Raw genomic sequence first — 23454 nt, forward strand, 5'->3', positions numbered from 1 at the left:
AAAAATGATGTCTAACAAGGCTGGCAAAGTTACACCATGAATGTAAGGAATGAATAATGAGTACGAAACTTACCCATAAGTACAATAGGTTAGCGACCGCATTATTACTTTTAGCACCTATGTACGCAGTTAATGCGGCAGCCCCGGTGTTTATAGAAAATAGTGTATTGAACAATGAATTGGAATTTCTGTTTAACCCAAATACAGGTAATTCTGAACATTTATCGATGGCGATAAATAGCCAAAATAGCATCTATACTTCTTATCAAAATGCTGCGGCCTCTGTTGATATTGTCAACGTGGCCCAATTCACTCAGGGACAGGTAACTGACCTTGGTGAGCAATCCTCTGTGGCAACTGCCAATACCTATAGCCAGTTACGCGTCAACCCGGTTGATGACAGTTTGGTGTTGGCTTTTGTTGAAAATGGTAATTTGGTCGTGAGAACCAGTGCCGATGGTCAAGCTTGGCAACAAGCGGCCACAACCGCGGTAACAGCAAGCTCAAAATCGGTCAAAATGGAGATTGACAGCCAAGGTATAGCTTATGTTATGCATACGGGCTCTGATAATATGACCACTGTATTTAAGCTTGATGCAGATAGTTTAAACATCATTTATGGACCGATAGCAACAAAATCGAATAATTCATTTACCGTTGCCGCAGATCTCGCCATTAACTCAAAAGATCAACTTTATTTCTTATACCGTGATTTCACCACCGGCTTTGCGAGTAGAAATAAAACATTGCTTGTGAGCTGGGATGAAAATGATGTTTTGCAACCAGTATTAGTGACTAGTGGTGCGCCAACAGCAGCTTATATGAAAGCAAAATTTGACCGTGCCGATAACTTGCATTTATTCAATGTCGGTTATACCAGTGCTGCAGGTGGTGCAGTGTATAAGCTTGATGGCACAGACGTGAGCGACACAACCTGGCAGCAAGTGGGTGACAAAAACTTCGGATTTACTTTGGCTGAAGGCCATGATGCAAGTCCGACAACCGGTGCTGGTAGCCCAGTGTTAGATTTGGCATTTGACAGCAATGATGTACCTTATGTGGCTTTTCAACAATTAAATAATGCAACGGCTTCAAAAAAGCATGCGCAATTGGCCAGCTTGGTTGATGATGTTTGGCGCGAAATTTCTTACGATCTCTCGACGGTAACCAAAACCGATTCAAACCCCGATAACGCCAATCATAATTTTCTTGATATTGCTATCGATAACTATGACCGACCATTGCTCATGCTGCGATCTTCCGGGACTGGTCATAATTCCTGGGGTTATACTTTGCGTGCGAATTTGGCGGCTTCGGATGAAACCATTGCGTTTAGTGTAAATGAGGGCAGTGTGTCGGTGGGGCAAATTACCGCAGATGATGCAGATAGCGATGCGATTACTTTAACGTTATCTGGGGCCGATGCCGACTTATTCGACATTGAGCAAATGACAGGGGCAATATCATTTAAAAAAATTGTCAAAATATCCGATGCCGATCAGGTTTTTGACGTTACTGTTAATGCAACAGCCGCTGAAGAAACAACATCTGCTGCAGTGCAAATTACCTTAATAAATGATGCTTCAAACGATCTTCCGGATGCCGATAATGATGGTGTGCCAGATGATGAAGATGCATTCCCTAATGATCCGACAGAGACTGTTGACAGCGATGGTGATGGTGTTGGTGATAACAGTGATTTTTATCCTAATGATCCTACTCGCACTGAAAGTGAAGATCTCGATGATGATGGCCTTGAAAATGATGTTGATGATGATGACGATGGTGACGGGGTATTAGATATATACGATGCTTTTCCTTTAGACCCATTAGAGAGTAAAGATAGCGATGGCGATGGTTTTGGTGATAATGGTGATGCTTTCCCAAATGACCCGACAGAGCATCTGGACTCTGATGGTGATGGTTTCGGTGACAATATTGATCCTAACCCGTTAGATGAAAATGATTTAACTGCCCCGGCTTTCGCTGAAGACATCGCCGCAATTGTCGTGCCTGCAATGGGGTTGTTGACCAATGTTGAACAAGCAATATTAGCGGCGAACATAGTGGCGAGTGACCTTTTCGATGGAGACATTGCAGCAAAAATAGAAAGTGAGGAATTGCTATTTACCTCGGGTAAACATATCGTCGAAATGAGTGCCACCGATGCGGCGGGTAATAAATCGGTTAAAGACATTACCCTTGATATCCCGCCTATTTTCAGTGTCTCTCAATCCTTGACCACAACCGCAGGAGCAGCCTTGTCAATACCGGTGAGTTTGTCTGGTATTGCCGCAAATTACCCGGTTGATATCAGTTATTCTGTGATTGGACCAGTAACCATTGGTGCAGGGGTTATCACCTTTGATGAAGATAATGACCAGACTAGTTTGTCATTGTCTGTTGATGAGTCGGCTGTCGATGGTGATGAAATCCTGGTTAGTTTTGAGACTTCGGCTAATGCAGTTGTTCATGGCAATACGCAAGTAAAGGTAGTTGTTGATAATGAAAATAATGCGCCGCTACTTGCGCTCGAAACCAGACAAGCAGATCAGTCAGTGAGTGTCGTTTCACCAACACAAGGGGTAGTGACCATTACCGCTAATATCAACGACTTGAATGTGGATGATACTCATGCCGTCAGCTTTGACGTGATTGGAGCTGAATTTGTGGATCTAATGCTTGATGATAATCATCGAACCTTTGAGTTTGACCCGGCTTTGCTTGAATCTGGTAGTTATCAGGTTAAAGTCTCGGTGATTGAAGCCAATACCCCAGAGCTGCTCGAAACAACTATATATAGAAATATTATCGTTGATAGTGAATTAACCGAAATTCAAGTGGACTCTGATCAGGATGGCATTGTCGATAGTCTTGATAGCGACAATACCCCAAGCCGCTTGCCAATTGCCGATAAACAGCAACCGTTGCAGGTATCTACCGGTTTAGCATTGGCGCTAGGAGACATCGCCCTGGCAAGTGATGACGCGCGGGATGCAAGCATCGCTGCTGATGCTATTGAAACGGATTATCACTTTACGCCTATATCGACAATCATCAACTTTATTGTTAACGGTTTGTCTGAGAAGGGAAGTTCGGTGGCCATTGTTTTACCGCTAGCTCAGGAGGAAACGATATTAGAAGGTTCTGTGTATCGCAAATATAGCCCAGCCAAAGGCTGGTTCAATTTTGTTGAAGATGAAAGTAACAGTCTGGCATCTGCTGCGAAAGATGCGGTAGGAAACTGTCCTGCGCCGTATGCTGCTTCATATTATCAAGCAGATGGTGTCACCGCAAACGGGTTAATAACAGGATTTGACTGTATTCAGTTAACCATTGCTGATGGGGGGGCAAACGATGGCGATGAATTGAGCAATGGTACCATCGCAGATCCTGGGGTTCTGGCTATTGAGCACGAGAATAATTTGCCTGAGATTTTGGCCTATGATGCCGCCGCTATAAGCGGGCAACTGGCAGTGTTAGAAGCTAGCGCCGACGATGCCGATTTTGACCAGATCCAGTTTAATTGGGTGCAACTGACAGGCCCGACAGTTGTCATTGACGATGCTGATTTGCCGGCAATATCATTTACTGCGCCAGAAGTTGATAGTGTGACAGAGTTGATATTCGAAGTGACAGCTGACGATGGTCGAGATGTGGTTTCGTCAATTGTAACCTTAACGGTAACGGTTGTTGACACCAATCCTGATGAAGATTTACATCGTCACTCCGGCTCCTTTGGTTGGTTAATGTTAATGTTTGGCGGCTTACTAATCGGTCGCAGAAAAAATTACCCCTAGTCACTTGTTGTATTAGATATAAAAACCAGCTGAATTGCTGGTTTTTTTGTAAGCTGATCTGCGTTTAAAATTTGTTAGTACTTTTAATAATAGTTTTTCCTATCGTTTGGAAAATAAACTCTTGCTGTTTGTTTATATATAATGTAACTTTGTTGTGAGGTTTCTGCATTGTTCTGTAATTTTGCTTAGAAAGAAAATCTAGTTATTTGAACAACGAGGGAAACTTAAATAATTACTAAATGGGAGAGTATCATGAATAAAATATCAACATTATCATTAGGGTTAATTTTAACTGTTTCGACATCCGCTTTGGCCAATACTGGATTAGAAAAAGCCATAAATTTGCAAGTGGAGCGAGCGAACGAAGAAATTCAGGTTTTGAACGATTTTAAGGCTTGCATTAAAAAGTCAAATAATGGCGAGGAAATCAAAGTATGTCACCAAACCAAAAAGGTTACGATGAAATCCCTTTGGAGTTCACGCTCTAAAAAATAGTTTGTTCTATTTTTATTCTTAAAATCCGTTATTTGCGGATTTTTTATTTTAAGCGAACAAAAAACTTGCACGAAAAGCCATTAATAAAGAGAACCCGATGAGAATAACAGCCCTTATGTTACTAGTCAGCTTGATGTTGACGGCCTGCGGCGGTGGCACTGACAGCGCAGCTGGTAATAAAGTTCAAGCAGACATCACTGCACCAGCATTGACACTCAAAGGCGATAATCCACAACAATTGTTCATCGGTGACACATATATTGAAGCAGGTGCAAATGCAATAGACGACGTTGATGGTGATATCACTAATAAGATCGTCATCGAAGCTGAGTCAATCGATAACCAAAAAACTGGCCAATACAGTGTTAATTATCGTGTTGCCGATGAGAGTGGTAATCAGGCGAGTTTATCCCGCATTGTCGAGGTTAAGGCAACAGTCGTGAGTGATACGAATGCGCCGGTATTAACTCTGAACGGTGACAATACACAGCAACTATTCGTTGGCGCTGAGTATAGTGAAGCTGGAGCGAGTGCCATTGACGATTTCGATGGCGATATTAGTGAGCAGATCATCATTAATGCCGAGGCCGTCGATAACCAGGTGATTGGTCAATATAGTGTTAGTTACAGCGTGACCGATCAAGCCGGAAATCTGGCCAGCCTGATGCGGATTATCGAAGTCATCGCAGTACCGGTTATCGATGCTACCCCGCCGGTGTTAACCTTGCTTGGCGACAATCCGCAGAAACTATTCGTTGGTGCTGAATATAGTGAAGCCGGAGCCAGTGCCATCGACGATATCGATGACGATATTAGTGAGCAGATCATCATTAATGCCGAAGCCCTGGATAACCAGGTGAGCGGTCAATATAGTGTCAGTTACAGCGTGACCGATGAAGCTGGAAATCAGGTAAGTATTAGTCGGGTTGTCGATGTTCAGGCACCTGTTTTGAGTCAGGCAACAGGACTTAGTGAAGTTGATTTTGTTTCTGCTGCGGCTGCCGACTTTTCCGCGATTGCTGTTAACAGTGAAGATAGTGTTTATTTAATTTATGCTGATTTGAACGACAACGGTGTCGCTCGAGTGAAAATGCTAAAAGATAGCCTATGGCAAAATGTTGGCAGTAATAATGGTATTTTATCGACTTCGACAGCCACTTTTAGTCAGTTAGCTATCGATAGTGGCGATAACGTTTTTGTCGCGTATATTGAAAATGACCAGGTAAAAATTCAAAAATATGACGAGGGCAGTTGGCAAATGTTCAGCTTGCCGAAGATCAATGGCGGTGTTGATTCGCTATCGTTTAAACTCGATCATTTAGGTACCCCATATTTATTGTATGGGCAAGCAGGAGTGTTTACCTTACTCAGCTATCAGCAAGACGCCTGGCAACAAATTGGTGGTAATAGTTTTAATGTAGGCCGCTTGGGCGGTAACCCTTATGTAATTGATTTTACCCCGTATGATCATTCAGCGATTTTAATCTCTTACCGTAATACCGATAATAATGGTAATGCAGCGAGTACACTCTTCTTCGATGGCAGTAACTGGCAGCCGACCACGGGATTACCCTCAGCATCTTCTATCGCGTTAACAGCAGATAAAGATGGCAACATGTATGCGTTCAAGGTGGGGTTTTTCAATAAATTTGGTGCTGCAGCGGTTTATCAGCTTAGTGGTACTCAATGGACTATTCTCTCTGCTGATGGCTTTAATCATGAGCTGACTCAATACACTGAAAATGAGATAAGTGCCCCGGTGTTTATCGACATAAAGGTAAATACTGGCGGCGACATTTATGTCGCTTATACTGACCCACAAACCATAAATGCCATCTTTGAGCAAGGTACTGTGATTGCCAAATACAATGGGAGTGAATGGCGTCAACTTAACAACAGTAATATTGCTCCGACAAGTGCAAAAACCCGACATAACAGTTTAGCCATTGCTAATACTGGCTTAGTGCATGCTGCTTTCATTGATGGTGGTACCGGACATAGTGAACAGGCGGTACTTTTTTCAGAGGTGGTATTGTTAGATACTGATGGCGATGGCATCGCCGATATTGATGATGCGGACGATGATAATGATGGTTATCCTGATGATCAAGATTATGCTCCGCTTGATCCTAATATTTGGTTATCGCCAGTGGCCAAACCTGTCGATTGGCTCACACAAGCGTTAACCAATGCTGGATCAGGCACAACAATCGAGGTTCCAGCTGGGGTGTACCATGGTGTGGTTAGCTTGGGCAATAACCAGCCAACAGGTACTGAGCAGTCAAACATCACTATTGTTGGTGAAAAAGATGCAAAGGGTAAGTCTTTGGTGACGTTTGATGGTACGGTAAATATTGATGATTTAGCCAGCGAACCCTGGCAACTTGTCAATGGCATTTGGCAACGAAAATTGCAGCCAGATACTGAAATTTGGCAATTACTAGTCAAACAAGCCGATACTTTTTCTGGCAGCGACTACTCGCAGATGGTACCGGCACGTTGGCCCAATGCTAAATTTACCGATGGCAGTATCTATTTGCGTTCGGCCTGGGCCAAAGCCACAGAGACTGGTCATAATCCTGTTATGCGTCACAAAAACTTAAAACAACTAAGTTACCCAGACAGTATGGATGCATTGAATGCAGCCTGTTTTAGCCGCTTTGCCGATGCTGAAGATGGCTGGTTGTTGAATGATATTGGCGCCACTCAAAAACAATGGCTGTTGGCGCAAACCTATATCGTAGATAGTCTGACCTTAGATAAATGTGTTGGTACCAGCACCGATGCCAATGTCAGTTACGACATTGCAGATAGCAATTCAATACAACATTCACTGGCGGCACAATCGTTCGATGCCACTGGCGCAATGGCGATATTAAATTATGGGCACTGGCGTACCTGGACTCGTCCGGTATTAGTTCACACTCCGAGCAGCAATAAATTTAGTCATGTATTTAGTCCTGAGTACCATGGGAAAAATCATTACTACTATCTTGAAGGGGCATTATCTTTGCTCGACAGTGATGAGGAGTGGTATTTTGATAAACACAGCGATACGGTGTATTTTCTTCCCAGCAATAATGCCAATCCAAACAATTTGCTCATTCGCGCCAAGGTGCAAAGTTATGCATTTGAGTTTACCAAAGCCAAACATGTGAGCATTAAAGACGTTGATTTCTTTGCCACTACCATTAAGTGTAAAAGCTGCAGCCATATGACTATCGACAATGCCAATTTTGCTTATGGTGGTGCATCAAAGCGCATGCTTAAACATTGGGCCACGGCAATATATCGCTCTGATAAGGTTAAATTGATAAACGCAGAACCTGATAATGTCTACATTTCGGGCAGTAATAATTATGAAACAGGTGATCCCGAAAGCTATGTAACAGTCAATAATGTCTTCAAAAATTCAACGGTAACCAATACCGATTCACCAGCATTGCACTTAAACGGGAAAGACAGTGTGATCAGCAATAATCATTTTGAAAATGTCGATTACACTTGTACCGAGGGCTGGCCATATCAGGCGGCGGTGAATACCTATATGGGTTTTGATACCGATTTTAGTTATAACACCTTGATCAATACCGCCTGTTCGCAAGCACTGCGCGGCCGGGAAGGTAGTGATATTAGTCATAACTACATTAAAAATTCCGGTTGGGCGCAAACTGATGGCGCTCTTCTTGGCGGTGGTCATAGCATGGCTGCGGCTTTTAACTGGACCATAGATCATAAGGAAAAGGGCATACGCTATGATGCGGCCTGGCCACCGACGGCAATTGAGCAATGGGGCACCGACTCTTATGCTCATCACAATGTAACGATGCGTACCAAAGGCATGGTGTTTAAGGGGTGGAAACAACGTATTTATAACAATACCATAGTCGATCAGGATTACATTGCCCCTATTAGTGAAACCAGTGCCGCTTTAGTGATCCCACGCTTGGTGATCCACAACGATACCAAGATGACTAAAAACAGTAACGCCTCAGGATCCGATATTTATCAATGTGTGGGCGAGCCAATTGAGCAAGGTGGGTGTGGTGCTGGTGTAGGCAGCATTTATGCAAATAACCTGAGTGCATTAATTTTAGGTAATATTGGTAGTAAAGTGCAAAGAGGTGATGGTTTAACCACCGTTGGCGGACCAATTTTAGCGAGTGGCTACACTAATGTTGAAACCAATTCGGATGCCACCAGTAATGTAGTGAGCACAGCTAAGCAAAACTTGGTGCAAAAGTTATTACGCGATCCACAAAATTATGATTTTCGCCCGAAGTTAATGGCTGCGCAATTAATTGCTCAGGGCTCAGACATTACTAATGAAGCAATTTTTAGTAAAACGGCCAACTACGCAAATTACATCGGCTTACCTGACAATGTCGATTACATTGGTGCTTATAGCGCCAGTGATAATTATTATTCAATTCCGGGCAAACGCGAATCACAGGCAAGTCACCCAATTCCGTTAAATAATTTATTGCCGGCCAATCAAGATATAAAGGCTAAAGTTGATACCGATTTGATTTGGCGACCTGCGTTAATAATGCCTGGGCAAGGTGTTGAATATAAGGTGTTTTTGGATGATGAGTTTATGGCGACATATGATCAGGGACAAAATATCCACCGTTTAACCGAGATGAACCTAGTTTCAGGACAAAGCTATCAATGGCGGGTCGATGTGTACATTGATGGAGTATTAACCTCTGGTGAGCTCTGGCAATTTACCGTAGAGTAAAAAATATTTTGATAACTAAGGAATGGAAAATACATATGAATATTTATAAATTTGCACTGTTAATCGTTTTCGCTAGTCTTACTGGTTGTGCTCACCAGCAAACATCCTACGAGCTAGTTGAGTCTGTAAAGTATGAAAAAGGTGCGATGTTGGGTAATTATCGGTTTGGTGTTACTGAAGAGGAGGTCAACGAAAGAGAGTATATCATTACGGCTAAATTAGATAATGGTAGCTCAACCCTGAGGGCAAGAAACATGGCAGTTTATCATGCGGCTTTATTAGCGGATACTAAGGGGTATAGCTTCCTTATGGTGGCAGGTACAAAAAGTGGTCGTTGGTGTGCAAAAAAGAAGAATATGAAGAGCGGCCAAATTACCATTACAGACGGCGGGCCACGTACTACTGTTAAGGTTAAATTCTTATCTGGTAACCCAATAGATAAAAATAAACTAAAAGCTCAAAGTGCTCAAGAAGTGATTGAGGATCTTCAGGGCAAAGTTAATGCTGATTTATCTGCCGAAACAGTTGACCTTAATAGTGATAGGAACTACGAAAAGTGTTGGAATAATCGTTTCTAAATACAGGGCTAAAAGACAATAGAGAGCGAACACCTGCCGTCCTTTACATCTTTCGAATTATAAAAAATACATCGTCAGGCCTGCACCGGTATGACGGTGTTCTTTTTCTAGTTTGGCCACTGTCTATAAATATTGTATTGCTGTTTCAGGCACTATGAAGTCTTTCCATAAAAAGTGTGTCAAGCTCAGCGGTGAGTTGTTGTTAAATTTTTTTAATGTTGTTATTCATCCGGTCCTCTTAATTACTCACATTGCCTCAATTGAGAAAAAACTTAGTAGAATTGGATTTATACTGCCATGCGCTTTGAAATCCGCTGTCGGTGTGCGATAAAAAGAAAAACAATCAGAGATGAATACAGCGCTCCAGCTGCCGAGGATTTTTCTTCTTCCGGACTACCGCTTTCATTATTATCAGTGTTGCCTGTGTTATCTGTACTTTCTTTCCTGTTTGGATCTGATTGCTGTAAGTATTCATCAATGTTACTAATATCGTCGTTATCGTTATCGGCTTGTGCGTCATCGCCATTTAACGGGTCTAACTGGTGAGTGATTTCCCAGCCATCAGGCAAGCCGTCGGCATCACTGTCTTTGTTTAACGGCTCGGTACCATGGAAGAATTCCATAACGTTACTTAACTCGTCACTGTCGGTGTCTAATTCTGCATCATCTGGGTTCGTGGGATCAAGGTGATGGCGCGCTTCCCAGCCGTCGGGCAGAGTATCACCGTCACTGTCTGTATTGTGTGGCGAGGTGAGATATTGATACTCAAGTATATTACTCAAATCATCATTATCGTTATCAATCAGCGCGTCATTAGGGTTTAAAGGATCCAGTTGATTATTGACTTCCCAGTTATCTGGCAGGGTATCCCCATCACTGTCTGTGCTGTTCGGATTGCTGCCATACTGATACTCTTGCAGGTTGGTTAAGCCGTCTTGATCAGCATCCTGGTTAGCATCCAGGCTGTTGAGAATATCTAAGCCAAAGTTGCTCTCCCAGTGATCAGGTAAAGTATCGAGATCCGAGTCGGTAAGTTGTTCCGTGATTTGTGTCAGATTTGACCAGAGGCTGAAGTCTTCTGGATAAAACTTATGATATTTATCATTAAACAAATGCTTATCAGGACGAGTATCGTTACCCGCCGTGAGTTTTGATATTTCGTCATCGCTAAGCTCTGCTCTGCTTAACGATGGCAGCGGTGCAAGCTCGATTATTTTTTGAAACCTGGCTCGTTGTTGCACATGGATCTGCTCAGTATCTTGGTCGAGCAATTGATAGCTTTGGCCAAAGCGGTTGTCACCAGTGTAGTAGAATCGCCCTTGTACGGCATCTGGATAGTCGGGGTAGAGCTGATTAACGGCTTCAAGTAGATAATGTTCTGTTCTTAAAATTTGTGAACCGGCGGTATTGGCATAAATCCAGTCTCGGTGCTGCTCTGCCTGACCGGAAAGAAATGGCACCAGAGATCGCCCATCAAAATCATGCTTTGTTTCTGGCATATCGCTGACTAACGCCAACTCGATCAAGGTCGGGGCCAAATCACTTGTATCGGTAAGCGCTGTACTCAGCCCTGCACGTTGTTTAATGCCTGGGCCAGATAGCATCAGGGCAACGTGGGAGCCGCGTTCAACTCCTCGAGTTTTACCGGCAATTGCTGTGGCATTGTCTGAAGCAAAGATGATGATGGTGTTATCTTCAATACCCAGTTCACGGATTTTGGCTAGTACTTCACCGATTTGACTATCTAGGTATTCATTTAATGCCTGAAACCGAGCTAAATATTCGACACTGCCAACCGCGGGTTTACTATTGCCATAAGGGCCATCACCGAGATCGCCAATAACGCCTCGAGTAGGAGTTGAAGGCAATCGTCCTCTACCTGTACCATGTGGCGCAACGGTGGGCCAGTAGGCTAAAAATGGCTGCTCATTAGCGACCGACTTTTCAATAAAACCACTGATAAATCTGGCTTCCAGATTCGGACCGTAATCGCTCAAAACCGAAGGCAATAAATCGGTTTCTTGTAGCTGGCTGGTGAATGCCTGCTGTTGAGAGTTATAGACAACATTGGTGGTGTAAGCCGGATACCAATAGCGCGACGGTTTATTTGGTGGCTCTTCATAGTGTTCAGTGCCGCCCCAACTGGCAAAACCGGGCAAGTTTTTGATTTGGTTGTGATAGGCCTTGATCATAAACTGATCAAAACCTACATCGCTAGTAAGTTTTGATGGCGGACCAGCATCCCATTTTCCCGCGATAGCTGTCGCATAACCGGCATCTTTGAGCACTTTAGAAAAGGGAATATGACGTTGATAAAGAGTCGTAGCATCGCTGCTATGCCATATCGCATTGTAATAATTTCCGGTACGGTTAGCATAACGACCTGTCATTATTTGAACCCGTGATGGTTGGCAAATAGACGGGGCGAGGGCAGTAGCAAATATCACTCCGTTGTCGGCAATGGAGTCAATATTTGGCGTACTGGCCGTACCTAAATCTTCAATACCATAGGCGCTATAGGCTTCTGGGCTGGCATCATCAACCAGAATAAATAAAATATTCGGTTTGCTGACAGCTGATAATACGTTAAATGACAATAGTAATGTTGCCATCAAGCTTAGTTTGATTAACGATTTTTTCATTTTTTAGTACGCAACGTAGATTCGTGAGTTAGTGTCATTGATTTGCATTTTCATTGGCGCTTTGAGTAGAATGTATTTAAACTTTGCTTAATTAAGGTTTCTGGTCAATCTAAATTGAATCTTCACCATCCCCACTGCCTGTAGAAGCTATGGCCTTGGAAGAATATGATGACATTAACACCATAACAGTCACTGGTGTTACGGCGGCAAGTTTGCCATATTTTCCAATAAATTTTCTCCGTTCCTCAGATAAGACGGAGCCATCATTATTCTTTGTTTGAATTTCAGTGTATTTGTTTTTCATAGAAATGTTCCTAGGTTAATAATCTGTATCTGCGATTGCTGGCGAATAACTCGATAAGTCAGCCGATGCCGGTGAACTTAAGTCACTTAAACTGTCAGCAAATACGGCTTGAACTTTATATGAATGCAGGTTGGCATCTAAGCCTTGATGAGTAAATTTCGGGTTGGATACTTCAAACATAAAGCTTGCACTATTTACTTCAAGGTTCTCGTTATAATAAACGTTATATCCAACGGCACCTTGAACAGGAAACCATTTTAAGGCTACTGTGCTATTGTCAGAGCTGATGGCTAATTTATTAGGGATGTTATTATTGCTATCAATTAACTTTACATCCGCTTGAACTTCAATAGATGTCTCTGGATCTTGTTCAACATTTTGCTCTGTGCTGCCATCATTGTTATCGAATTCTTCTTCAGTAGTTGTTTCTTGCACTGGCTCGGCAACCTCTTTGAGGTTTTCCTGCGTAGGTTCATCATCAACAGAGCTGTCGCCACAAGCGGTTAACAATAATGCTGAAAATAAAATTGAGTATTTAAATGTATTCATTGTTATTCCTTATTTTATGGCTGTTCTACAAGTATAATTTTAATGCGGCGACCATCATCACCAAGATAGCTATTCGTCCCTTGGGATTGAATGTCTAAACTGCTGGATAATAACGTAGAAACATTAGTAATATCTCCTAAGCTATTAGACGCTTCGGTACGTGAATAAAAACGTAATCCTAGATATTCTTGCGCACCAATAGTCGCTGAATCAACTTGAAATGAGGCTGAAATAAATTCTTGATGAGTAGCTTTCTGGTCAGCGTAATAGTAAATTTCATAGCCTGCATTTGTAGCTTCTGCATCACTAAGCAATACACCATCGAGTTCTTCACTAGTGATAACTGATTGTGAATCACTAGTGGTTGCGCAGTTGGCTTGAACAGCTTCATTCGTGCAATTTAATAAGTAAAATCTACCTTTGATTCGGCCATAGCTCATCACTGTCCATTTTATTTTATATGGAGTATTAGCTATTAGGCCAGAATCGACCGAAGCAAGTGAGCCATCATCATTGAGAATTTCTACCATTTCAACAATTGGGGATATGCGACGATTAGCTTCTGCTGCATTTGTTTCGTCAAAATAGTTTAACGCGAATATAGGCAGCTTAGTGCCATCATCTGGGCTTGTTAACTGGTAATATGCCGATTGCTTGCCTGCTAAATTATTGGTGTAATCAATATAGACTGTACAGCTATCATCTTGAGCTAAAGTCGTACCTGCACAGTTACTGAAGTCGACTGTGTAATTCGCATTATTAATTACTGTGGTAAAGTCTGCTTGCACAATACTAATATCATCAACATTATTGTTGGTGTAAGTAATCGTTTGCTGGCTATTCCCTTGTGCAGCAAATACTACTGATTTTGCTGAATAATCCAAACTTGCCAGAGCCGAGTTGCAAAGTGTGAAACTTGCCAAAAAAGTAAGCGGCACAATTGATTTTAGTGTTAATTTAAACGTCATTTTAATTACCCTTTATTGTATGCAATTATTGATTTGCCGCTGGTGCGATAATTTTTCTACTTAAGCCATCAATTGAAATATAACCTTGTCCACCAGGGATGATTGCTGAGATCCACTGATTGCCCGCAGCCGAATCAACTGGGGCTTTGTAGTAGAAACGCAGTACTAAATCGTTAGAGCCTGTGTCAGAGTACGCCGATAAATCGACGGTAGCTGAATATGGAAAGGTTAAACTTGAAGATGTTTCACTATTGTAGGTATAAGAAAAACTACCCGGACTTGTACCTGTGTCATTATCAAACGTAGCTTGAGTTGATACGATCTTGTTCTCTAATGATGTAGCGCAACTTTCATTGTTGATTGGTAAAGCACAATCAAAAAAGCCAAAACCTGCTTGGTACTCATCGTGATAGCCATCCAGTTCGAAATTGACGGTATAATCGTCACCAATACTTGTTATTACAATATTTTTTACAACCGGTGGTACTTTACGTTGCGCTTTTTCTTGTACTGTTTCAGATGTGCTTAATTCACTTGTATCGCTTTCTCCTAATGCTACGAACAAATTAAACGTAGGTGAGTCGGTATTATTTGAAGAAATCGTGACAATGCCATTATTAACAGTGATGTCAGATGAAATATTCTCAGGATCAAATGTTTGCACCGTAAACGTACATTGCTCGTTTTCATTTAAGGTAGCATTACTACAGCTATCGTTAGTAACAAAGAAGTCATTTTGCGCAATAGCGCCTATTTCTAGCGGTTTAATATTAGTATTGCTAACGATCACCGCTTGATTATCACCACCATAAGCATTGTTTACTTTACTGAATTTATTCAGCGTTACTAAGCTTGGGGTGACGTCGAAGCTCTGAGGGTCATTATTGGCATCATTCAATAAAGTAACTTCAATGTTAGCACTTGCAGTTTCTCCTGCTGTTGTTGCTGTCACTGTAATATTAAAGGTTTCATCAGCACCATTTAGTATTTGTTCATCTTTAATCGAAATTTCTCCTGTGGCTTGATTAATGTCGAATAAATCAGCATCTGCACCAGTTAAAGATAAAACGATACTATCACCTTGATTATCAATAACGGCTAATTTACCGGCGATTAAACTGCCTTCATTTTCGTTAAAATAAATGGTGCGGCTAGATATTATTTTATTAACACGCAGTGCATAACCGTATGCATTATGGCCTGTTCCGCCGGAGCGGATTAATAATAGCGGTCGGTCATACTCATCAACGTCAATGTCAATAAAGTTATGCGTGGCATTATCAAGATTTGCACCAGCTTTTGAAACAGATGCTAAATCGTAAGAAATTTCAGTCCAAACATCATTAACCAAGGTGGCCATTTGTGCGTGTTTTTTAGAAGTGATAGCATTGTTCATTTGCTGGAAAGCGACATAAGGCACATCATTACTGTCAAACGCTAAATCAAGTAAAGGACTTCCTTTGCCTGTTGTAGGGGCCGCTGCATGGCCTTCCGCTAATGCAAAACCGAAATTTTGATCACCTACTTGCTGCCAACTTGTATCACTAACATCCGTACCGTCAAGTTTATAAACAGTGCCTCCAGCAACCGTAGTAAAACCAACGTTGAACATATGCAGATTATCAGCACTGTCAAACGCTATTTTCATATACGCTGATGTTGGTGCAACAGTAGTAGTTAGCGCTGCTTGTTGGATACCATTTTCATCCCAGCTCACTAATAAGGTTTTGTCTAACGTTGCAGAGCCTGCGGCAGCGTCACGATAAACAAGGTGCAGGTGGTCGTTTGAGTTAATCGCGATATCAGCCGCGACGGTCAAACCATTGGTTGATTTTGTGGCCATCGGCCCATAAACAGCGCTTAAGCTACTACCGGAAAGTTTAAATATTGTAGTGTTGTTATCTGAACCCGTATGTAAAATGTATGGCGTGCCTTGGCTATCGACTTCCATTTTTACCGATTTTGAGGCGGCAGTAACAGTGGTTTCAGCGGTTGGTATCCAAGCTTGACCATCAGTACTGGCTTTAACGATAAGTTTAGAATTTTCAACAAACGCTAGTAATAAACTGTCATCAACAGGGTTTATACGTATTTGCGTAAACGTATTGGCTGTAGCAACGCTTGATTGCGCGCCAAAATCACTGACAACACCTTTATTATATTCAGCGACTTTAACAATATCTGCTGAGCCTTTAGCATTTTGGTAAGCAGCATAAACAGTGTTTTCACTATTTACGGCCATGGATAAATGCTCAGAATTATCCGTTTGTGGATTAAACAAGAATTCTAATTCATTGAGCAATACACTATTATCAATAAATACTGGTGACGTTGCATCTTCAATGTTTTCAATTTTATTTATGCTGCCATCAAGAGGATACGGGTCAGAATTATCGCCTACACCATCATTGTCAGTGTCTACGCTTTCCGAATTATCAAGTGGAAATGCATCGTTTTCATTGAGTGTGCCATCGCCATCAATGTCAGGATCGACATCATCAAGAAGGCCATCTCCGTCTGTATCTGGGATATCGTTTGTAGTGTCATTTATTAGCGTAACTTGTATATCTTGATTGGTCGTTTCATCGTTTGCCGTTGCAGATACAGTCAGAGTATAAACTGAATTTTCAGCAGCTATTTCTTGAACTGCTTTAAAGCTTATTTGACCCGTTACCTGGTCAATAGTAAATAAGTCGGCATCAGCACCGGACAACGTTAACGTAATAGCATCACCATCGGCATCATCGGCGGTTAACTTGCCGACAAGGGTTTCTCCTTCATCTAGGCTAAATGGTAGAACTGTATCTGGATCAGCGGTTGCTAAATGTCCTCGCACCACGGTAGGATAGTAACTATGGGTTGCGCTATTGGTTGCTTGAAAGCCAACAATAGGTCTGTCTAGATTATCAATAACTAAATCAATATATTTATGAACACCGTTATAAATAGATGCAGCTTCAGTACTATTGTGAGCTGAAAAATTACTATCAACACCTAAGTCCCAAGGAACTTCTGTCCAAACGTCATTAACCAGTTTAACCAGTTGCATTTGTCTTTTACTCGAACCGGTTGCGCCCTCGTTATTAACTTGTTGAAAAGCAACATAAGCTACATCTTTGCTGTCAAAATCTAAATCAATATAAAAATTGGCTGGTGGTGTTGTGGTACCATTCTCGCTACCACCGATAGAAAGCGCATGATCAAACTTTTCATTGCCTTGTAACTCCCATGCACTATCAGCGGTTTTACCATTTAACTTGTATACCGCCATACCTGATGCAGCAATACCAACATCAACAATATGCAAGTTATTTTGGCTATCAAAAGCCGCGCTAAGATTTACGGTACCACCGGCTATAGTTGGCCCAGAGGGTTCAAACGATTGCCATGCAGCCCCATCAAAATAGGCGACTTGTAAATCAGCAGCACCTAAGGCATTATCGCGATATACGAAGTAAGGGACGTCATCACCATCAATGGCAATATCACCTGAAAGCATGTTTTGTTGTTGCGATTTAGCTTGATCAGTCGTTACCGAAAAAACTTCCGTTAATGATACCGAGACATCAGCCACCGAATTATCAAATTTATAAAGCTTAGCATTGGTATTATTAGGCGCCAGCAGTATATATGCGTTACCAGTACTATCGACTTCCATCTTCATGGCTCTTGGGTTTACCGCGATATCAACAATCGCTTTATCTGTCCATGAAAGGCCACCATCAATACTAGATTTAATCTTAAGCTTAGCTGTCGCGTCTTTACCTTCAACTACAGCTAGCATTAAACTATTGTCAGCTGGGTTTACTCTTAACTGTGAAAAGGTATTATCAGCTTTTTCAGAAGTCACATCAATTAAACTAGTTAAGGCACCGTTAAAATCTAACGAGTTAGAATATTTAACAAATTCCACTAAATCTTTGCCGGTAACAGCATCATGATATGCGGTATATAAATTATTATTAGTATCAACTGCCAAGGATATATGCTCAGCATTTCCTGCTTGTGTATGGAACAGGAAGTCAACGTTATTGATTTGGCTGTTTTCAAAAAAAACTGGAGTATCTGCATAGCCAATTCCTGATTGAGCAAACAAAAGCAATCCTAACGTTGGTATTTTATATTTAAGTGAAAATCTATTTTTCATTGTTGCCCCATTGGCTCATTTTAGTTTTAAACAATCAATTTCATCATTGTGTTATTTTAATGTGGTTGTTTTTATATTTAATTATACATTGTATATATAATTTAAATACCGATATTAAGTCAAGAACTAATTGTCTATAAATTCTACATTTTGCTTATGGTGGAAGTTAAATAATGACTTTTAGACGCGAACAAGCAGTTTTTTAGTACGTGTTAGACGACTATTCTTATTTTTATTGATCTCAACACTATACGTAGATTCTTTATGTTAATTGGATTAAGCACCCGTTAATTGTTGTTTTTCGTGTATTAATATATATAGGTGCAATGATGTTTAATTAAGTGTTCAGATCAATGTGAAGCGTAAGAATGGAAAATTCAGCTTATAAATCTTGGCGTTTATCGCCTTTGTGGGGGGTATCCGTTTGTATGTTACGTAGCCCAATTACTATTGCCAACAAAGGCAATAGCTTTGCCTGCCAGGAACGGACAAAGGCTTTACTTTTATTTAGCCGGTTTTTCGGATTTTAACGGCTTTGTTCTGATCTGGTAGGGCAAATACGGCAAAATATCGCTTTCCCATGCCCGTACTTTCTCGGTCATCTGTTTTACCACTTCAGGATGTGAACTGGCTATGTTATGTTGCTCAGCAAGATCTTTATCTAAATCATACAAACTCATTGAGCGGTAATAGGGGCTTACCAGCAGTTTCCATTTGCCTTGTCGCATTGCTTTGGCGACATCATTGGTTTGTAAGTCACTAGAATGCAGGTTCAAACCACCATTACGCCAGAATAAATCCCGAACTGGTTGTTTGTCGCCAGAGAAAACTGGCAGTAAACTGATACCGTCCAGTTGATGCTCGGCCGGAACCACTGCCCCGGTAAGGGCGAGAATAGTTGGCATAATATCGAGTGAAATGGTTAATTGCTCAGAGACTGTATTGGCTTTAATTTTTGTCGGCCACCAGGCTATTGTTGGTACCCGATGACCGCCTTCAAATAGTGAACCTTTTTTACCACGTAGCGGCCCGGGTGATGATAGTTTCATTGGGCCATTATCCGAAGTGAAAATAATTAAGGTATTCTCGCTTAAGCCAGCAAGCTTTACTGCTTCAACTAATTTACCGACGCTGACATCGAGCTCACCTATGACTTGTTTGAATATTGGCTCTTTATCAATATCTTGCTTGCGTTTTTGTTTATCAGGGCCACGCTGAATAGGTGAATCAGGGCCTTGCATTGGATCATGTACAGCTTCATGGGCCACATAGAGCACAAATGGGTTGTTTTTATTGTCATTAATAAAATTTATCGCATGCTCAGTGATCAAATGCGTTGAATAACCTTGTTCAACCACTTGTTTCTCGTTATGCCACCAGTCGTAGCTGTGCATCCGATCATAATGAGAGATATAGTCAATGTTGCCACTTAAAAATCCGACAAAGCGATCGAAGCCAAAATTCATCGGACGATAACGCTCTTCATAGCCCACATGCCATTTTCCAAACAATCCGGTTTTATAACCTTTCGCCTTAACTAAGCTGGGAAAGGTGATTTGAGTTTTGGGATCAACACCAAAGCTGTGGGAAGGGTGTTTTGGATCGGCATTTACTACGCCGTCGACACCGGTTTTGTGCTGATAACGCCCGGTAATTAATCCTGCTCTAGTCGGGCTACATACGGTCCCGCTTGAATGAAAATCAGTAAATCGTAAGCCTTCACGAGCTAACTGGTCCAAGTGTGGCGTATGGTGGATGCCGTTATAACTGCCTAAATCACCATAGCCCATGTCATCAGCCATGATCACAATGATGTTTGGTTGACTGGCGGGGCTTTCCAACGCCATAGATTGACCAGCTAATAATAGGCTTAAACCGATCGATAGTAAGTTTTTCATCTATTTATCCTTTATTGGTATGTCCAGTCATCGGGCGGCTAAAGCCCTGTTGGCGATAACGTTCGAGTAAGCGTTCAAGCTCAGCGACTTTATCCGGATTTTGTAAATACAAATTTTGCGTTTCACTGGCATCATTGGCTAGATTATAGAGCTGACCTTTAGGTGTATCCGGGTTCTGCTTTAATAATTTTTTGCGCTGGCCTTTCGAGCCAAAACCGCCAGATGTTTGGCCCTTAATGTATTTCCACGGACCTTGTTGGATGGCAAACATGCCACCTATGGCGTGATATACGGTAGCTTCTCGAATATTTTCCATACCGGCCTTGCCGTAAAATGCGGGTAATAAATTGTAACTGTCTTCACCAGCATCACTCGGCAGTTTGCTATCAACGATACCGGCGATGGTGGCTAACAAGTCAACCAGAGATAAATTTTGGTCACTGACGCTACCGGCAGGGAAATGCTTAGGCCAACTGGCAATAAACGGCACTCGGTGTCCGCCTTCATAAATGTCGGCTTTCATACCGCGCCAATGAGCATTGGCCAGATGATTATATTGTTCAATATCGCTTGCTTTCCAATGTGAGCCATTATCACTGGTGACTATCACTAAAGTGTTGTCGCTCAGACCATTCTCTTTTAATGCACTATGTACCCGACCAATGACATCATCGGTTTGATTGACAAAATCACCATAGGTACCGGCTTCACTCTTGCCCTTAAATTCAGCTTTAGGAACCCAGGGAGTGTGTGGCGATGGCAATGGCATATACAGGAAAAAAGGCTGCTTTGTTGAACTGGCTTGCTGCTTGATATAGTTTTCAGCCTTGTTTGCTAGTGTAGGTAATACTTCAATATGTTTAAAATCGGGAGCGCTGGCACCTTCACGCCAAAAACCATCACCACCGTATCTTGCTAATTTACCCTTTGTGACTTCACTACTGGCACTTTGTAGCACGGATTCATTTTCAATATATAGATACGGAGGCATGTCTAACGACGCCGGGATGCCAAAGTAATAATCAAACCCTGATGATACAGGTCCTGGTCGCAGCGGCTGGCTATAATCGGTTTTTGCTTTATTACCTAGGCCAAGGTGCCATTTACCGATGCCTGCGGTGGTATAACCTTTATCTTGTAACATCGATTGAATGGTCATTCTGCCATCTTCAATCAAAGCGGGCGATTCACCATATAACACCCCTTTTTTTAGGCGTGAACGCCAGGCATAACGACCGGTCAATAAACCATAACGAGTTGGTGTACAAACTGCAGATGGAGTATGGGCATCGGTAAATCTGATCCCAGCTTTCGCGATGGCATCCATATTTGGAGTAGGGATTTTACTGGCGTTGTTATACGCACCAAGGTCACCGTAACCCAAATCATCAGCCAAAATAATCACAATATTAGGTAGTTTTTGCTCAGCTTCCGCATTAACAACACTTTGTTGTTCGGTTGAACAACCTTGCATTGCGAAGGCAAAAGTAATCGCTAAAGTGATTTTTTTTAAAAGGGAAAACTGCAAGTTATCTCGTGGTTTCATTTGTCTATCCTGACGACTGTGTCACTGTTTTAGTTGTAATTAATACTTATTTGTGTATATTTATATATCAAAATACATAGCAAGCCTAACTTAAAACCATTGAAATGCCTAGTGCTTATTTTTTAATAGATCGAAATCATAATCAGAAGTATAAGATTGCGGTTTCGGATAAATAAATTGTTTTTTCAACAGCGGCTTACAGAACAGGGCAGCAAGATGAAATGTTACGAGCTAAATTACCAAGGAAAATATTGACTGTGAAAAAGATGATTTTGACTGCGGCGTTGTTAACTATCAGTTGTTTTCAAGCCATTGCAAGCGAAAAACCAGACAACAGTAAAGAGACAAACGGGGATACAAGCGCATCTAGCTGGCAGCGTATCGAAGCCAACTATCGACTACCAACTTGGTATGAGGATGCCAAGTTTGGTATTTTTATTCACTGGGGGCCATATTCAGTACCAGGCTGGGCACCGGGTAAAGCCTATTCTGAATGGTATCCGCATAATATCTATCGCGCCAATAGCAAACGCTCGTCGAAGTGGCGCCAATACCATCAACAAACCTACGGCAGTGATTTTGGTTATAAAGATTTTATTCCGCAATTTAAGGCCGAACATTGGGATCCACAGGACTGGGCCAAATTATTTAAACAAGCTGGTGCCCGTTATGTGATCCCGGTTGGCGAACATCACGATGGCTTTGCCATGTGGGATAGTGCTTTGACTCGTTGGGACGCAAAAGATATGGGGCCAAAGCGCGATATTATTGGCGAACTCGCCAAAGCTGTACGTTCCTCAGGAATGAAATACGCCGTGTCGTATCATCGTGAGCGTCATTTCAGTTATTTTAATCAGGACGATGAGCGGCTTAAACGTGAGCTGGCGGCCAATCCTGACGCGGCTGAGCTTTATGGGCCGTTTGAATTGAGCAAGGAGTTCATTCGCGATTATCAAGCACGTTGGCAAGAAATTTGTGATAAATATCAGCCTGATTTCATGTGGCTTGATGATATTCCCGCTTTTTACCAACAACCTGACCATCCTAATATAGTTGCGTACCAGCAAACTTTGCTAGAGATGGTGAGCGATTATTTAAAACAATCTCAGCATTGGCAAAAGTCAGTGTATTTTAATAATAAAGGCAAACACCGCAATTTCGATACCGATGCCGGCGTACTTTCTAAAGACAACATGACCATAGATGGCATCGGCCCTAAGTGGGAAAATCCGGCCACTTTTGGTCATTCATTTGCCTACAACTATATTGAAGATGACAATGGTAGCTATAAAGATAGTGATGAGTTAGTGGATTTATTGATCGATGTGGTCAGTAAAAATGGCAACTTATTACTCAATATTGGGCCAAAAGCAGACGGCACTATTACCGCTCCGCAAAGGGTCGGTTTACTGGCGGTTGGACGCTGGCTCCAAATAAACGGCGAAGGCATATATGGCAGTCGTCCATGGCAAGCCTATGGCGAGGACAACATTCGTTATACTCGCAAAGGCAACAATACGCTGTTCGCCTTTGATCTCGAAGCCCGAAACGGAAGCATATTGTTACCTTTAACCGCACAATTCAAACAATCGGATATCGCGTCAATTGAATTACTGGGTTTCGATCAGGTGCAGTGGCAGATCACCAGCGCAGGATTAGAAGTCAGCAACCCGCAACAAAAATCTGTCGAGGCGACGGTTTATAAAATTAATTTTCATCAGAATATTATCAACTAAAAGAGCAATAAAGGAACGCTAATGGCTGACTAAGTTAGCATACGTGGCCC

Annotated in this window: 12 protein-coding genes; 5 read left to right on the plus strand and 7 right to left on the minus strand. The window is 41.9% G+C overall.

Features of this window, described 5'->3' with window-relative positions:
- The first annotated feature begins 56 nt into the window (after positions 1-56).
- The 4 genes from RI844_RS02525 to RI844_RS02540 all read left to right on the plus strand — a co-directional run bounded on the left by RI844_RS02525 (position 57) and on the right by RI844_RS02540 (position 9614).
- Positions 57-3800 carry a cadherin repeat domain-containing protein gene (locus RI844_RS02525; protein WP_348396902.1) on the plus strand — a complete coding sequence of 1248 codons (3744 nt, stop codon included), beginning with the start codon at positions 57-59 and terminating at the stop codon, positions 3798-3800.
- A 252-nt stretch (positions 3801-4052) separates the two neighbouring features.
- Positions 4053-4295, plus strand: a complete 243-nt coding sequence (locus tag RI844_RS02530) for a hypothetical protein (RefSeq protein WP_348396903.1) — start codon at positions 4053-4055, stop codon at positions 4293-4295.
- A gap of 97 nt (positions 4296-4392) precedes the next feature.
- Positions 4393-9036 carry a DUF5011 domain-containing protein gene (locus RI844_RS02535; RefSeq protein ID WP_348396904.1) on the plus strand — a complete coding sequence of 1548 codons (4644 nt, stop codon included), beginning with the start codon at positions 4393-4395 and terminating at the stop codon, positions 9034-9036.
- Between the two features lie 35 nt (positions 9037-9071).
- Positions 9072-9614: a hypothetical protein gene (locus RI844_RS02540; protein ID WP_348396905.1), complete on the plus strand. Its 543-nt coding sequence runs from the start codon at positions 9072-9074 to the stop codon at positions 9612-9614.
- Positions 9615-9901: 287 nt separating this feature from the next.
- Here the strand turns inward: RI844_RS02540 and RI844_RS02545 are convergent, their stop codons facing one another.
- The 7 genes from RI844_RS02545 to RI844_RS02575 all read right to left on the minus strand — a co-directional run bounded on the left by RI844_RS02545 (position 9902) and on the right by RI844_RS02575 (position 21668).
- On the minus strand, positions 9902-12256 hold the full coding sequence (locus tag RI844_RS02545) for a sulfatase-like hydrolase/transferase (RefSeq protein WP_348396906.1): 2355 nt from the start codon (positions 12254-12256) through the stop codon (positions 9902-9904).
- A 109-nt stretch (positions 12257-12365) separates the two neighbouring features.
- The gene (locus RI844_RS02550; protein WP_348396907.1) at positions 12366-12560 is read right to left on the minus strand and encodes a hypothetical protein; all 195 of its coding nucleotides are present in this window, start codon (positions 12558-12560) and stop codon (positions 12366-12368) included.
- A 15-nt stretch (positions 12561-12575) separates the two neighbouring features.
- Positions 12576-13109: a hypothetical protein gene (locus RI844_RS02555; RefSeq protein WP_348396908.1), complete on the minus strand. Its 534-nt coding sequence runs from the start codon at positions 13107-13109 to the stop codon at positions 12576-12578.
- Positions 13110-13123: 14 nt separating this feature from the next.
- Positions 13124-14077 (minus strand): hypothetical protein, encoded by a 954-nt coding sequence (locus tag RI844_RS02560; RefSeq protein WP_348396909.1) that lies wholly within the window; start codon positions 14075-14077, stop codon positions 13124-13126.
- Between the two features lie 25 nt (positions 14078-14102).
- On the minus strand, positions 14103-18224 hold the full coding sequence (locus tag RI844_RS02565; protein ID WP_348396910.1) for a cadherin repeat domain-containing protein: 4122 nt from the start codon (positions 18222-18224) through the stop codon (positions 14103-14105).
- Positions 18225-18727: 503 nt separating this feature from the next.
- Positions 18728-20122 (minus strand): sulfatase-like hydrolase/transferase, encoded by a 1395-nt coding sequence (locus RI844_RS02570; protein ID WP_348396911.1) that lies wholly within the window; start codon positions 20120-20122, stop codon positions 18728-18730.
- A 4-nt stretch (positions 20123-20126) separates the two neighbouring features.
- Positions 20127-21668: a sulfatase family protein gene (locus RI844_RS02575; RefSeq protein ID WP_348396912.1), complete on the minus strand. Its 1542-nt coding sequence runs from the start codon at positions 21666-21668 to the stop codon at positions 20127-20129.
- A 266-nt stretch (positions 21669-21934) separates the two neighbouring features.
- On the opposite strand from RI844_RS02575, the gene RI844_RS02580 reads away from it, so the two are divergent.
- Positions 21935-23404 (plus strand): alpha-L-fucosidase, encoded by a 1470-nt coding sequence (locus tag RI844_RS02580; protein WP_348398305.1) that lies wholly within the window; start codon positions 21935-21937, stop codon positions 23402-23404.
- Positions 23405-23454: the final 50 nt, after the last annotated feature.

Origin of the sequence: Thalassotalea fonticola, from assembly GCF_032911225.1 — a bacterium.
Taxonomy (GTDB): Bacteria; Pseudomonadota; Gammaproteobacteria; order Enterobacterales; family Alteromonadaceae; genus Thalassotalea_A; species Thalassotalea_A fonticola.

Coding starts and splice junctions, on each gene's coding strand:
- RI844_RS02560 (WP_348396909.1), bottom strand. CDS start 14,077: ATGACGTTTAAATTAACACTAAAATCAATTGTGCCGCTTACTTTTTTG.
- RI844_RS02570 (WP_348396911.1), bottom strand. CDS start 20,122: ATGAAAAACTTACTATCGATCGGTTTAAGCCTATTATTAGCTGGTCAA.
- RI844_RS02550 (WP_348396907.1), bottom strand. CDS start 12,560: ATGAAAAACAAATACACTGAAATTCAAACAAAGAATAATGATGGCTCC.
- RI844_RS02530 (WP_348396903.1), top strand. CDS start 4,053: ATGAATAAAATATCAACATTATCATTAGGGTTAATTTTAACTGTTTCG.
- RI844_RS02555 (WP_348396908.1), bottom strand. CDS start 13,109: ATGAATACATTTAAATACTCAATTTTATTTTCAGCATTATTGTTAACC.
- RI844_RS02575 (WP_348396912.1), bottom strand. CDS start 21,668: ATGAAACCACGAGATAACTTGCAGTTTTCCCTTTTAAAAAAAATCACT.
- RI844_RS02565 (WP_348396910.1), bottom strand. CDS start 18,224: ATGAAAAATAGATTTTCACTTAAATATAAAATACCAACGTTAGGATTG.
- RI844_RS02535 (WP_348396904.1), top strand. CDS start 4,393: ATGAGAATAACAGCCCTTATGTTACTAGTCAGCTTGATGTTGACGGCC.
- RI844_RS02540 (WP_348396905.1), top strand. CDS start 9,072: ATGAATATTTATAAATTTGCACTGTTAATCGTTTTCGCTAGTCTTACT.
- RI844_RS02545 (WP_348396906.1), bottom strand. CDS start 12,256: ATGAAAAAATCGTTAATCAAACTAAGCTTGATGGCAACATTACTATTG.
- RI844_RS02580 (WP_348398305.1), top strand. CDS start 21,935: ATGATTTTGACTGCGGCGTTGTTAACTATCAGTTGTTTTCAAGCCATT.
- RI844_RS02525 (WP_348396902.1), top strand. CDS start 57: ATGAGTACGAAACTTACCCATAAGTACAATAGGTTAGCGACCGCATTA.